The sequence below is a fragment of the Rhodococcoides fascians NBRC 12155 = LMG 3623 genome, from assembly GCF_001894785.1.
GTDB classification, from domain to species: Bacteria; Actinomycetota; Actinomycetes; order Mycobacteriales; family Mycobacteriaceae; genus Rhodococcoides; species Rhodococcoides fascians.
Genome location: NZ_BCWW01000007.1, coordinates 46,209 through 59,886, shown reverse-complemented (window position 1 = coordinate 59,886; position 13,678 = coordinate 46,209). Strand labels below are relative to the sequence as shown.

Sequence of the window (13,678 nt, the reverse complement as noted above, 5' to 3'; positions counted from 1 at the left end):
GCTCACGACAGATACCGCAGGTACTCCAGCGCCTTGGTCGCGTGTACGTGACCGCGCTCGCTCTGCACCACCATCCGCACCGTTCGGTGCCGATCGATCACGAACGTCGTCCGCTTCACGGACAACAACTGCCGTAGATAACTGCGACGAGCCACGTTCGAGTGGCCGCGCTCGAAATCCCGAAGTCGACGCCTGCGGGCGAACCACCCGCCGCGCCGCACTCCGAACTGTTCGGCCACCGCACCGTCGGAATCCGAGAGCAACGGGAAGTCGAACGACCTCTGCAGCGCGAAATGTTGGTTCTTGTCTCGGGTATCGGTGCTGATCCCCACTCGCTGCGCACCGAACCTGCCGAACTCCGCTCCCAGATCCCGAAAATGGCACGCCTCGGCCGTGCAGATCGGACTGTTCGCAGCCGGATAGAAGAACAGGACCACCGGCCCCGACGCCGTGAGCTCGGTGAGCGCACGACGTTCACCGGAATGATCGGGCAGCTCGAAATCCGGGGCGGTCTGTCCGATTCGCATGACGCAGAGGGTACCGCTCGGCTTGCAACGAGCAGGGCCGTGGCCGTCAACCGCGCGGTACGAGCCACTTTCGCAGTCGTGCGGTGACGAACGGCATCACCACGTACACCATCAGCGGAGTGCACATCATCACTACGACCGCAGTCCGCAGGGCCACGTTCAGGTGGGTCAGATGTGGAGTGATCACGAGGTTCACCAACAGGCTGACGGCATAGAACGCAACACCGATGGACACGGCCTGCTTCCACCGCGGCGGCGGACCGCCCACGACGCGCACGGCGTCGGTCAAGTTCGACTGTGGCTCGAACCATCCCTCCACGCCGGAAAGCCGATGTGTCACAACGTCGTCCGCTATCGGTCGGCCACGGCCGAGCCAATCGCGCCTCGCCTCCGAACGCAACCACGCCTCGAGATGGTCGTGCGTCTCGAATCGATACACCACGTGATAGTCACTGGATTCGGCCGAGCTGCGCAGCCAGCCCCCGCCGAGAAAGCCCGGAAAGGTTCGCACCAGGTCGATGCCCCGGTCGGTCCATTCGACGAAGTCCGCCTCGTGTCCCTCGCGAACGCGTCGTGCGACCGAGGTCGTGACGTGCTCGAGCGTGTCGGTCATGGCCATGGGGTCCCCTCCTGCGCTGGTTCGTCGTCGGTGCGTTCTACACAGACTGTGTCGAAATGGACCGACTATCAAATCAGGAACCGGATTGCAGACCGATGGCATACTGAAGCTCGCTGTGTGACTATTCGTCCACGAGCTTACATCGAGATCGGTCTGGAGTGGACGTATGGCACCGAGCGAGACCGAGTACGAACTCGACGACGTCGACCGACGGATCGTCACCGAACTGAGCCGAGACGGGCGCATGTCCATGAGGGCCCTCGCCGAGGCCACCCACATTTCCCGCGCACATGCCTACGTTCGCGTCGACCGCCTCGTCGACGAAGGTGTGATCGAGGGTTTCACCGCCCGTATCGCGTACGAGAAAGCCGGATTCGGCGCATCCGCGTATGTCGCACTGTCGATTCGGCAGGATTCCTGGCGGGCTGTCGCCGACGACCTCAGCACGTTCCCCTTCGTCGAACACGTCAGTCTGATGGGCGGAGACTTCGACGCCTTGGTCCTCGTGCGCGCTCCGGACAACTCGGCATTGCGACACCTGGTACTCGACAAGTTGCAAGGGCTGGACGGGATACTCTCGACGCGGACGTGGCTGATCTTCGACGAAGCAGTCGGCCCCGGAGCGCAGTGGTTCACGCCGAAGCCGAACAGGAGACATCCATGAGCGCCACCGAACAGCCTGCCCTCTCGGACGTCGTTGTCATCGGCGGCGGCATCGGCGGTGTCTCACTCGCATACGAACTCGCCGGCGACCGCCGTGTCACGCTGCTCGAGCGTGAGTCCACGCTGGCGTTCCACACCACCGGTCGATCCGCGGCTCTGTTTCTGGAGACGTACGGCAACAGCACGATTCGCGCATTGACGACCGCCAGCCGAGACTTTCTGGTGAACCCACCCGACTGCTTCCGGTCGGATTTGCTCACTCCGCGTCCACTGTTGCAATTCGCGGCCACGGGACGCGGCGATGCCCTCGAAGCGATGTACACCGACGTCAGTCGCCTCACTCCCGACGCGCAGCTGATCTCCCCCACCGACGCATGCACATTCTTCCCACCGCTACGGCCCGAGCTGATCGATTGCGCTCTGTACGAACCGCATTCGATGGAGGTCGACGTCCATGCTCTGCATCAGGGATTCGTCGGAGGGCTGCGACAGCGGGGCGGTCGGATCCACACCAAGGCCTCGGTGACCGAGCTCGAGCGCGTGAACGGTCTGTGGCACGTACACACCTCGGACGGGACGACTCACCGGGCTCCACTGGTCGTGGACGCGGCAGGGGCCTGGGCGGATGTCGTCGGTGCGATGGCCGGGGCCCGCCACATCGGCTTGGTTCCCAAGCGCAGGTCGGTCTTCATGGTCGCCGCACCCGACGATCTGGACACAAAGGATCTGGCGACACTGAGCGACATCGACGAGAAGTTCTACATCAAACCCGAAGGCGCACAACTGTTGTGTTCGCCGGCCGACGAGACGGCGGTGGAACCGAGCGATGCCCGTCCGGACGAGCTGGAGATCGCGCGGGCGTTCGACGACATCGCCGAGGTGACCACCCTGACCGCGCGACACGTTCGTTCGTCCTGGGCCGGACTGCGCAGCTTCGTTCCCGATCGCACCCCGGTGGTCGGGTTCGACCCCGAGCTCGAGGGCTTCTTCTGGTGCGCCGGGCAGGGCGGCTACGGAATCCAGACGTGCGCGGCGCTGGCCCGGGTGGGCGCGGCTGTCGTTCGCGGAGAACCGGTTCCGGCCGACGTGGCCGAGCGCGGCCTTCTCGAAGCGGATCTGTCGCCCCGCCGCCTCGGCTAGAGGCGCTGCGCGCCACGTGCGCGGAAACTCGACCTGGGCTACGAAGTTCCACTCACGACGTGAGACCTCAGCCGGCGACGACGCGTCGCAGATCGCGCACTGTCGTCCGATAGATGTCCAGCAGGTCGGCATCCTGCCCGCCGTCGATCCGTACCGCCCAGTCGTCGAAGGCGATGCGCAGGGCCATACCGGCACCTTCGACCAACAGTCGTGCATACGAACGTGATTCGTGGTCACCGAGACGCTCGGTCACCGCATCGGTGACGCGGCACAGTGTCATCGCGTCGGCCGCGAAGGCTGCGGCCCGCAGATGCGCGTCGATACCGATCAGTCGCCGAGTGCGTAGGAGTCGGTCGCGCTCCTCCTCGGACGCTGTCGACAGTCGCTCGACGGACTGCTCGTACAACGCTTCGATTCCAGGCAGCGAGATGTGCTCGGGCGCGGTAGCGGCGAGCCACTGGTCGAAGTCGACCTCGAAGTCAGGGTCGATGCCGAGAACGGACTCCTCCTTCGAGGCGAAGCTGCGAAAGAACGTACTCGGTGACACCCCCGCTCGGCGCGCGATCTCGTCCACCGTGGTCGCGGCGCAGCCCTGCTTCTCGAACAGCTCGAGTGCGGCGCGAGTGATCTCGAGCCGAGTGTCTCGGCGACGTCGCTCTCGCAGGTCCGGCACTCGTTCGCTCATCCTCGTCCATCCGTCGACTGCGGTCGTCATCCGCTGTCAACTTACCAGCAATCGTCAAGTTGACAGTCACTGTCATAATGATTGAAGCTATCTACATACGATTGCACGCTTCGATCCCATACGCGAAAGTTTGTAGACACATGAGTTCACCCGAGACCGACCGCACCCCCGACGAGCAACTCGCGCCGGGCAGCAAGCTACTGATCGGCATATTGGTCATCGCGGCCTTCGTCATGATCCTGAACGAGACGATCATGAGCGTGGCGCTCCCGACCCTGATGGTCGACCTCGAGATCACGGCAACGACGGCCCAGTGGCTCACCACCGGATTCCTACTGACCATGGCGGTGGTCATTCCCGTCACCGGCTACCTGTTCCAACGCTTCACGCTGCGTCAGGTGTTCGTGACAGCGATGACCCTGTTCACCGTCGGCACCCTGCTCGCGGCCTCGGCACCCGGTTTCGAGCTGCTTCTGCTCGGCCGCATCACGCAGGCCAGCGGGACGGCGATCATGCTGCCGCTGCTCATGACCACAGTGCTCACCGTCGTCCCGGCCCACAAGCGCGGCGCGATGATGGGTGTGATCTCCATCGTCATCGCCGTCGCACCTGCCGTCGGCCCCACCATCTCCGGAGTCATTCTCGACTCGCTGAATTGGCGTTGGATGTTCTGGCTGGTGCTTCCCATCGCGCTCGTCGCGTTCGGCATCGGAACCACACTGGTGAAGAACGTGACCGAGACGGGACGGCCCTCGTTCGATCCCACGTCGGTCGTGTTGTCCGCTTTGGCGTTCGGCGGCATCGTCTACGGCCTGAGCAGCCTCGGCCATTCTGCCGAGGAGTCCGTCGTACCGGTCTGGTTGCCGTTGGTGGTGGGAGTGATCGCACTCGTCGTCTTCGTGCTGCGGCAGATCGCCCGCCAGGAACGCGGCGGCGCGCTGCTGGACATGCGTCCGTTCCGCACCCCCACCTTCAGCATCGGACTCGGCATGATCGCGATCTCGATGATGGCCCTGTTCGGTGCCCTGATCCTCCTGCCGATGTATCTGCAGAACGTGCGCGGACTCGACACCCTCGCAACCGGCCTGATGCTCCTGCCCGGCGGGTTGCTGATGGGTCTGCTCGCACCCTTCGTCGGCCGCATCTTCGACCGAATCGGGCCGCGCCCGTTGGTCATTCCCGGAGCCATGGTGGTGAGCGCCGCGTTGTGGTCGATGACGGTGCTGGACGCACAGTCGGCACTACCGCTGGTCGTCGGTATCCACATGCTGCTCTCGGCGGGGCTCGCGCTCATCATGACTCCGCTGATGACCTCCTCGCTCGGATCCCTTCCCAGCCGCCTGTACTCGCACGGCAGCGCAATCTTCAACACCGTGCAGCAGCTGGCCGGAGCCGCAGGAACCGCGTTGTTCGTCACCGTCATGTCGAACACCGCGGCAGCCCGAATCTCCGACGGGGCAACGCAGGTGGGTGGTTCCGAGGCAGGCATCCACACCGCATTCCTGTGCGGTGGGGCGGTGTCACTGGTCGCGGTGGCTGCGTCGTTCTTCATTCGAGCACAGGCAAGCAGTGATCGAGACGAGGCCGTGTCGGCGCAACCGGTGCACTGAACGCCGGCGGCATTCACACCGCGCCGCCGCGGTCAGCCGAGCGCGATCAGATCGATCGGGTGAGTCAGCAGACGACCGACGAGGGCGAGGAATTCCGACCCCTGTTGGCCGTCGACCAGTCGATGATCGAACGAGAGCGACAGTGTCGTCACCGACCGTAAAGCGATCTCGCCGTTGTGTTCCCACGGCGTTCGACGGATGGACCCGAAGCACAGGATGGCCGCCTCGCCGGGGTTGAGGATCGGGGTGCCTGCGTCGACTCCGAACACCCCCACGTTGGTGATGGTGATGGTGCCGTCGGCCAGATCGGCCGGACTGCTCTTGCCCTCCTTCGCGATACGCGTCAGGTCGGCCAGGGCACGCGCGATGTCCACCAGAGAGAGCTCGTGTGCGTTCTTGATGTTTGGCACCATCAATCCGCGGGGTGTCGCCGCCGCGATGCCGAGGTTGACGTAGTACTTGGTCACGATTTCCTGCGCAACCTCGTCCCAGCTCGAGTTCAGCGACGGATTCGATTTCAGGGCAACGAGAACGGCTTTGCACACCAGAGCCAACGGCGTCAGACGCACGTCCCGGAAATGTGTGGAGGACCGCAGCGACTCGAGGAGTTCGAGCGTCTCGGTCACGTCGACGGTCACGAATTCGGTGACGTGAGGTGCAGTGAACGCACTTCGCACCATGGCCTCGGCGGTGTGCTTGCGTACACCCTTGATCGGAGTGCGCTCCTCCCGACCGGTCCGCCCGGATACCGACTGCTGCGCCTCGGTCTCGAGCTGCACGTCGGTGTCACTCTGCACATCGGTGTCAATCTGCCCAGCCGACCCGCCCTGCAGGTACGACTCCACGTCCTGACGGGTGACGTCGCCGTGGCGTCCACTCGCGGGCAACTCGTTCAGATCGATGCCGTTGTCCTTGGCCATCTTTCGTACCGGTGGGGCCGCAAGCGGCTTTCCGTTCCGATCGTTCGGCGCGGACGCCGCGGGTGGGTCGACGCGGCCACCGCGTCGGCTCGAGCCTTCCTTCGCGACGCCGTAACCCACGAGCACCGGGACGCGCTCGTCCTCGTCCTCCCCGGACGACGTGTTCTGAATCGGGGAAACGGACTGCTCTGGATCGGTAGCGACCGGTTCGTCCTCACCGCCGACTCTGATGTCGATGATCGGCACTCCCACCTCCACCGTGTCGCCCTCGGAAACATGCAGAGCAGCAACCACACCGGCGAACGGGGAAGGCAACTCGACCGCCGCCTTGGCCGTCTCGACTTCGGCGATGTTCTGGTTGAGTTCGATGGTGTCACCGACCGCGACGAGCCAGGTCAACAGGTCGGCCTCGGTGAGGCCCTCCCCCAGGTCGGGCAGCGGAAAACTCTTGATGGTGGACATCGTCGAATCCTGTTCGGTCGGTATCGGCGGAGGATGTGATCGGGGCGAAACGGCAGCTCAGTGGGAACGGCAGCGGTCCACTGCGTCGAGGATCCGGTCGACGTCGGGAAGATAGAACTTCTCGAGCTTCGACGCCGGGTACGGCGTTCCGAATCCACCGACCCGTAGCACCGGAGCTTCGAGGTTGTAGAAACACCGCTCGGAGATGCGAGCGGCTATCTCCGAGCCGAGGCCCATGAAGACCGGTGCCTCGTGTGTGACGACGAGCCGTCCGGTCTTGCGCACCGACGCTTCGACGGTCTCGAAGTCGATCGGCGACAGCGACCGCAGATCGATGACCTCGATCGAGATACCCTCGTGTGCAGCAACTTCGGCCGCCTTACGGGCAGTGGACACCAACGGTCCGTAGGCCACCAGTGTGATGTCGGTGCCCTCGGTGACCACCCGCGCCCGGTGCAGCGGGAAGGCGGTGTCGAGATCGTCTAAGCCGAGGTCGATCGGACTCTTCTCCCAGTATCGACGTTTGGGTTCGAAGAACAGCACGGGATCGTCGCTGGCAATGGCCTGCTGGATCATCGAGTAGCCGTCGGCGGCGTTGCTGCAGGTCACCACGCGCAGTCCGGCGGTCTGGGCGAAGTAGCCCTCCGGCGATTCCGAATGATGTTCCACTGCACCGATTCCGCCGCCGTAGGGCACCCGGATGGTCATGGGGATCTTGACATTTCCGCTCGTGCGATAGTGCAGCTTGGCCACCTGCGACACGATCTGATCGAACGCCGGGTAGATGAAGCCGTCGAACTGGATCTCGCACACGGGACGGAATCCGCGCATCGCCAGGCCCACAGCGGTACCAATGATGCCCGATTCGGCCAGCGGCATGTCCAGTACTCGTCCGGGCCCGAAGTCCTTCTGCAGGCCGTCGGTGATGCGGAAGACGCCACCGAGCTTGCCGATGTCCTCGCCCATCAGCAACACCTTGGGGTCGTTCTCCATAGCGCGACGCAGGCCGGCATTGATGGCTTTGCCGAGCGGCAGGCTGGTGGGCCGTTCCAGGGTGGTCATGACGTGACTCCTTCGAATCCAGCTTGGTAGGAGGCGAATTGGGCACGCTCGTCGTCGAGCAGAGAGTGTGGGTCGGCGTAGACGTTGTCGAACACCGTCATCGCCGCGGGTTCGACGGTCTCGAGGCATCCACGTCGCAGATCGGCGGCGACGTCGTCCGCCGTCCGCTGGACCGATGCCACGAACTCGTCGTCGAACACGCCGATTCGTCTGAGCAGCTTCTCGATTCGGTCGATCGGATCCTTGGCACGCCACTCGTCGTCCATGGCCCCGGATCGATACCTCGTCGGATCGTCGGACGTGGTGTGCGGCCCCATGCGGTAGGTGACGGCTTCGATGAGCGTCGGGCCGCTGCCCTCACGGGCGCGGGCGAGCGCTGCTCTGGTCACGGCCAGCACCGCGAGGACGTCGTTTCCGTCGACCCGTACCGATGGGATGCCGAATCCCTCACCGCGTGCCGCGATCGTGGACTTGGTCTGCACGGTGACCGGTTCGGAGATCGCCCACTGGTTGTTCTGGCAGAAGAACACCACCGGTGCATGGAAACTGGCCGCGAACCCGAGAGCCTCCGAGATATCGCCCTGGCTGGTCGCTCCGTCTCCGAAGTAGGTGATGGCCGCGCCGTCGGCACCCTCGAGCTGCATGCCGATCGCGTATCCGGTCGCGTGCAGACCCTGCGAACCGACGATGATCGCCGGCGTCGTCATTCGATATTCGTACGGGTCCCATCCCGACAGGGTCGATCCCCGCCAGAAACGGAGCATCCGAGTGGGATCGACTCCGCGGCAGTAAGCCACCCCGTGCTCGCGGTAGCTGGCGAACACGAAGTCCTCGGAGTCTAGTGCGCGGGCCGAGCCGACCTGCGCCGCTTCCTGTCCGAGCAACGGAGCCCACAGCCCCAACTCGCCTTGCCGCTGCAGCGCGGTGGCCTCGGCGTCGATGCGCCGGACGACCACGAGATCGCGATAGATCTCCTTCATCGCAGCCGTGTCGATGTCCGCGACCAGAGGTGAATACGCCTCGTTGCGGACCACCGTTCCGGATTCCTTGATCAGCTGTATCAGCGAGGTGGTGTTCATGTCCGTGGCACTCTCCGTCGTGATGTGATGTCCTTCACAAGGACACCACCGACGCCCAGCGTGCACAAGTGATGACTTCAGAATTACGCAGTGTGCACAATATCGGGTAACGACCGAGCTACAGGAAGTGCGCAATGACCGATCTCGACAAGACCGACGCCCGACTCCTCCTCGCCCTCTGCGCCAAGCCTCGAGCCACCGGCGTCGAACTCGCCACCACGTTGGGCCTGTCCCGCAACACCGTCCAGGCACGCCTCGGGCGGTGGGACGACAAGGGGTCTCTCACCCCCATCGATCACCGTATTCCGCCGAAGTCGCTGGGACGTCCGTTGCAGGCCTTCGTGACCGCTCAGGTCAATCAGCACACGTTGGCAGCGGTCACCGAACACCTCCGCACGATCCCCGAAGTACTCGAGGTGTTCGGTCTGTCCGGCGCCGCGGACATGCACATCCGCATTGCGGCGGTCGACGCCGACGACCTGTACCGCATAGCAGGCCTGATCCTCGACATTCCTGGCGTCGAGCGGACCAACATGTCGATTGCCATGTCCGAGCTGATTCAGTACCGAACCAAGCCGTTGCTCGAACAGCTCGCCGACGACGGCCGCCGCTGAGCACCCCGACCATCCCCGTCGGGCCCATACCGACCGCATCACGCAATCTGCACGGTCCGAGAGATGCCGGTTGACCGGTCTGCGTCGTGCACGACACCCTGTGACGGACAAGACATCCGGGTAGCCGCTGCATCTGCTCCCATCCCCTGACCGAAAGAGACCGACTGTGTCCGTCGTTGCCGACCACTCTGCCGTCACACCCACTCGACATCGCTCTTCTGTTGCCCAGACCGCGAATTCGGCTTCGGCACCGGCCGCACCCGGTGTCTTCGACCGGCCCGACATGCCATCCGACTCCGCGCACGAGCGCGTGGTGTTCTGCCACGATCGAGACACCGGTCTGCGCGCGATCGTCGCGATTCACTCGACCGTGCTGGGACCGGCACTCGGCGGAACTCGCTTCTACCCATACGCAACCGAGCAGGACGCCGTTACCGACGTATTGAGACTCTCCCGCGGGATGACCTACAAGGCGGCTGTCGCAGGGGTGGATTTGGGCGGCGGGAAGGCAGTCATCATCGGCGACCCGACCGTCATCAAGACCCCGACATTGCTCGAGGCCTACGGCCGGTTCGTCGAATCGCTCGGCGGCACGTACGTCACGGCAGGCGACGTCGGCACCAACAGCGACGACCTCGATATCGTCGCCGAAGAAACGGCCTACGTCGTCGGTAAGAACACCACTGCGGGCGGCACCGGCGACAGCGGTCCACAGACGGCCCTGGGGGTCTATCTCTCCCTGCTGGCAGCAGCCGAATCGACCTGGGGCTCCGACGATCTGACCGGCAGACGAGTAGGTGTCGAAGGCGCAGGCAAGGTGGGTTACAACCTGGTGGCGCTCCTGCGCGGAGCGGGTGCCGACGTGCTCGTGAGCGACTCCTACGAACCCGCCCTCGAACGGATCGCCCAGGACTTCCCCGGCGTCACGATCGGAACCGACATCATCGGGGCCGACATCGATGTGTACGCCCCGTGCGCCTTGGGAGCAACGCTCGACGCGTCCTCGGTGGACCGGCTGTCGGCGTCCATCGTGTGCGGTGCCGCGAACAATCAACTGCTCACGCCCGACGTCGAATCGCTGCTGGCCGCCCGGGGCATCGTCTGGGTACCGGACTACGTGGCCAACGCCGGCGGCTTGATTCAGGTGGAAGGTGAACTGCGCGGACGAAATTCGGCCGAGGTGATGGCAACGATCGGACAGATCCGTACTACCGTCGCCGGCATATTCACCATGGCACGCAGTGAAGGGATCCTGCTCGGAGCAGCCGCGGACCGACTGGCCGAGAAGCGAATTGCGGCCGCCCGAGAATAGGGACCGCACGCCCGGTGCGCTCCACCCGGCAGCGCATGTCCCGCGCTGGGCTCAGGAGTGGAGCGCACCGCTGCGATCTACTGCAGCGCCCGTCTACTGCAGCGCAATGTACTTGGTCTCGAGGTATTCCTCGATCCCTTCCGAGCCGCCCTCTCGTCCGAAGCCCGACTCCTTCACACCGCCGAAGGGGGCCGCGGCGTCGGAGATGGCACCCCGGTTGACCCCCACCATGCCGGTGTCGAGAGCAGCCGAGACCCGCAGAGCCCGATCGAGGCTCTCGGTGTAGAAATAGGCCACCAATCCGTACCGGGTGTCGTTGGCCGCGGCGACGGCCTCGTCCTCGGTCTCGAATCCGACGATGGCGGCAACCGGCCCGAAGATCTCGTCGCGCAACAGGTTTGCGTCGGCCGGGATGCGGTCGAGCACAGTGGGCGTGAAGAAGAACCCGGGACCGTCGGGTGCCGATCCGCCGGTGCGGATGCGGGCGCCCTTGGCAACGGCATCGTCGACGAGTGCCGACACCGTCCGTCGCTGCTTGTCGTTGATGAGTGGTCCGATGTCGGTACCCTCGCGATCACCGGGGCCGACCGTCAGTGCTGCGATTCTCGCGGTCAGCTTCTCGGTGAATTCCTCGCGAACGGGCTCGGCCACGTACAGACGGTTTGCTGCAGTGCACGCCTCACCACCGTTGCGCATCTTGGCCAGCATCGCTCCGTCGACGGCGGCATCGATGTTCGCGTCTTCGAAGACGATGAACGGCGCATTGCCGCCGAGCTCCATCGATGTCCGGAGCAGTCGGTCGGCTGCATTGCGCACCAACAGCTTTCCCACTCCGGTCGATCCGGTGAAGGTGACCTTCCGCAGTCTGGGGTCGTCCATCAGCGGACCGGTGACGGATGCAGCGTCCGAGGCCGGGAGCACCGACAGCACACCGCTGGGCAATCCGGCGTCGGCGAACACCTGACCGAGCAGGAGCATCGTCAGTGGGGTGTCCTCGGCCGGCTTGACGATGACGGTGCAACCCGCTGCGAGCGCGGGACCGATCTTGCGAGTTCCCATGGCCAGCGGGAAATTCCACGGAGTGATCGCGAGTACCGGGCCGACCGGCATCTTGGTGACAAGGATGCGGCCGTTACCGGCGGGCGCAGGGGTGTACCGGCCGCCGATCCGGACCGCTTCCTCGCTGAACCAGCGCAGGAATTCACCGCCGTAGTTGACTTCACCGCGACTCTCCGCCAAAGACTTTCCCATTTCCAGGGTCATCAGCAGAGCGAAATCGGCTGCACGTTCCTGCAACAGGACGAAGGCGCGCCGCAGAATCTCGGCTCGCTCCCGAGCAGGCGTTGCCGCCCACTCCGGTTGCGCCGCGGCAGCGAGATCGAGGGCCGCGATGCCGTCGGCTGCGCCTGCGTCGGCGACGGTGGTCAGTTCCTCACCGGTGGCGGGATTCAGGACGGCGAATCGCGCGCCCGACTGCGCGGGGGTCTGCTTTCCACCGAGCCACAGGTCGGTGGGCAGCGAGGACAGCAGTTGCTCGACGGCCATGTCAGAGTCCCTTAGAAGCGTCGCGCAGTGCGTTCTCGAGGACCGTGAGTGCGTCGTCGAGCAACTCGTCGGAGATCACCAGCGGCGGAAGCAGGCGGATGACGTTGCCGTAGGTTCCGCACGTCAACACGATCACGCCTGCCGCGAGTGCCGCAGCGGCAACGGCTTTGGTGGCCTCGGGGTTCGGCTCACGTCCACCCGGTACGACGAGTTCGACGGCAAGCATGGCCCCGCGGCCTCGGACCTCACCCATGATCGCGACCTCCGGCATCAACGCCGTGAGCCGATCGACGACGATGCGTTCGATGTCGCGAGCGCGGGCGTTGAGGTCGAGGGTCTCCATCTGTTCGATCGATGCCAGCGCAGCGGCGCATGCGACGGGATTGCCTCCGTAGGTGCCGCCGAGCCCACCGGGATGCACGGCGTCGATCAGATCGGCCCGGCCCGTCACCGCGGCCAGTGGCATACCGCCCGCGATGCCCTTGGCCATGGTGATCAGGTCCGGCACGATGCCCTCGTGCTCGCTGGCGAACCAGGCACCGGTGCGGGTGAATCCGGACTGCACCTCGTCGGCGATGAACACGACATCGTGCTTGCGCGCCCACTCGGTCAGCGCAGGCAGGAAGCCGTCCGCCGGCACGACGAAGCCGCCCTCACCCTGGATCGGCTCGATCAGGATGGCCGCGAGATTGTCTGCGCCGACCTGCTTTTCGATCATGGAGATCGCACGGGCGGCGGCCTGTGCACCGGTGACGGCCGATCCGTCGGCACCGAGTCCTTCACGGAACGGGTACGACATCGGAACTCGATAGACCTCGGGAGCGAACGGCCCGAATCCACTCTTGTACGGCATCGACTTCGAGGTCAGAGCCATCGTCAGGTTCGTGCGGCCGTGATACGCGTGGTCGAACACGACCACGGCCGAGCGGCCGGTGGCGTGCCGGGCGATCTTGACTGCGTTCTCGACGGCCTCGGCACCACTGTTGAACAGGACGGTGCGCTTGTCGTGATCTCCCGGGGTGAGTTCGGCCAACTTCTCGGCGACCGCGATGTATCCCTCGTAGGGCGCGATCATGAAGCAGGTGTGGGTGAAGTGAGCGACCTGATCCTGCACGGCGGCAACGACAGCCGGATTCGACGCACCGACGGTCGTCACGGCGATACCGGCACCGAGGTCGATCAACGAATTGCCGTCGACGTCGACCACGACGCCGCCGTCTGCGTCGGCCACGTACACCGGCAGCGTCGATGCGACGCCTGCACCGACGACGGCCTTGCGGCGCTCGGCCAGAGCCGACGATTTCGGGCCGGGGAACGCGGTGACGATCCTGCGCTCCTGCGGAAGTCGGTATTCGATCGAAGCCATGGTCGCACCTTTCGGGTTGGTCTCTGTGCAGCAAGTATGCGACCGCGAGGGGCGACCGGAGACTGCCGATACGT

Annotated in this window: 13 protein-coding genes; 5 read left to right on the top strand and 8 right to left on the bottom strand. The window is 64.9% G+C overall.

Translation table 11 applies throughout. From position 1 onward, the window contains the following. Positions 1 to 2: 2 nt before the first annotated feature. Positions 3 to 527 (bottom strand): peroxiredoxin, encoded by a 525-nt coding sequence (locus tag RFA01S_RS15660; RefSeq protein WP_027496242.1) that lies wholly within the window; start codon positions 525 to 527, stop codon positions 3 to 5. A gap of 46 nt (positions 528 to 573) precedes the next feature. Beyond that, entirely contained in the window at positions 574 to 1,140 is a 567-nt protein-coding gene (locus RFA01S_RS15655) for an antibiotic biosynthesis monooxygenase (protein WP_032366526.1), read from the bottom strand. A 172-nt stretch (positions 1,141 to 1,312) separates the two neighbouring features. Between RFA01S_RS15655 and RFA01S_RS15650 the strand changes: the two genes are divergently transcribed. Continuing rightward, positions 1,313 to 1,810: an Lrp/AsnC family transcriptional regulator gene (locus RFA01S_RS15650; protein ID WP_027496240.1), complete on the top strand. Its 498-nt coding sequence runs from the start codon at positions 1,313 to 1,315 to the stop codon at positions 1,808 to 1,810. After that, complete coding sequence (locus RFA01S_RS15645) at positions 1,807 to 2,949, top strand: NAD(P)/FAD-dependent oxidoreductase (protein ID WP_032408169.1); 1,143 nt, start codon at positions 1,807 to 1,809, stop codon at positions 2,947 to 2,949. The genes RFA01S_RS15650 and RFA01S_RS15645 overlap by 4 nt, the downstream gene beginning before the upstream one ends. Positions 2,950 to 3,016: 67 nt before the next feature. On the opposite strand, the gene RFA01S_RS15640 is transcribed toward RFA01S_RS15645, so the two are convergent. Next, complete coding sequence (locus RFA01S_RS15640) at positions 3,017 to 3,664, bottom strand: TetR/AcrR family transcriptional regulator (RefSeq protein WP_052060846.1); 648 nt, start codon at positions 3,662 to 3,664, stop codon at positions 3,017 to 3,019. 110 nt (positions 3,665 to 3,774) lie between these two features. On the opposite strand from RFA01S_RS15640, the gene RFA01S_RS15635 reads away from it, so the two are divergent. Continuing rightward, complete coding sequence (locus RFA01S_RS15635) at positions 3,775 to 5,244, top strand: MDR family MFS transporter (RefSeq protein ID WP_032408047.1); 1,470 nt, start codon at positions 3,775 to 3,777, stop codon at positions 5,242 to 5,244. Positions 5,245 to 5,276: 32 nt separating this feature from the next. On the opposite strand, the gene RFA01S_RS15630 is transcribed toward RFA01S_RS15635, so the two are convergent. From RFA01S_RS15630 to pdhA, 3 genes are read right to left on the bottom strand one after another with little or no spacing between them, the layout of a single operon-like run. After that, on the bottom strand, positions 5,277 to 6,626 hold the full coding sequence (locus tag RFA01S_RS15630; RefSeq protein WP_032408048.1) for a dihydrolipoamide acetyltransferase family protein: 1,350 nt from the start codon (positions 6,624 to 6,626) through the stop codon (positions 5,277 to 5,279). Between the two features lie 57 nt (positions 6,627 to 6,683). Further along, positions 6,684 to 7,688 carry an alpha-ketoacid dehydrogenase subunit beta gene (locus RFA01S_RS15625; RefSeq protein WP_032408049.1) on the bottom strand — a complete coding sequence of 335 codons (1,005 nt, stop codon included), beginning with the start codon at positions 7,686 to 7,688 and terminating at the stop codon, positions 6,684 to 6,686. Beyond that, entirely contained in the window at positions 7,685 to 8,767 is a 1,083-nt protein-coding gene (gene pdhA, locus RFA01S_RS15620) for a pyruvate dehydrogenase (acetyl-transferring) E1 component subunit alpha (RefSeq protein WP_032408050.1), read from the bottom strand. The genes RFA01S_RS15625 and pdhA overlap by 4 nt, the downstream gene beginning before the upstream one ends. A gap of 134 nt (positions 8,768 to 8,901) precedes the next feature. Between pdhA and RFA01S_RS15615 the strand changes: the two genes are divergently transcribed. Then, entirely contained in the window at positions 8,902 to 9,381 is a 480-nt protein-coding gene (locus RFA01S_RS15615; protein ID WP_027496234.1) for an Lrp/AsnC family transcriptional regulator, read from the top strand. Between the two features lie 283 nt (positions 9,382 to 9,664). After that, positions 9,665 to 10,693 carry a Glu/Leu/Phe/Val family dehydrogenase gene (locus RFA01S_RS15610; protein WP_052060872.1) on the top strand — a complete coding sequence of 343 codons (1,029 nt, stop codon included), beginning with the start codon at positions 9,665 to 9,667 and terminating at the stop codon, positions 10,691 to 10,693. Between the two features lie 93 nt (positions 10,694 to 10,786). Here RFA01S_RS15610 and RFA01S_RS15605 read toward each other — a convergent pair whose 3' ends face one another. Together RFA01S_RS15605 and gabT are read right to left on the bottom strand one after the other, a co-directional pair. Then, positions 10,787 to 12,238, bottom strand: a complete 1,452-nt coding sequence (locus RFA01S_RS15605; protein ID WP_032408052.1) for an NAD-dependent succinate-semialdehyde dehydrogenase — start codon at positions 12,236 to 12,238, stop codon at positions 10,787 to 10,789. Between the two features lies 1 nt (position 12,239). Beyond that, positions 12,240 to 13,604: a 4-aminobutyrate--2-oxoglutarate transaminase gene (gene gabT, locus RFA01S_RS15600; RefSeq protein ID WP_027496232.1), complete on the bottom strand. Its 1,365-nt coding sequence runs from the start codon at positions 13,602 to 13,604 to the stop codon at positions 12,240 to 12,242. Positions 13,605 to 13,678 lie beyond the last annotated feature (74 nt).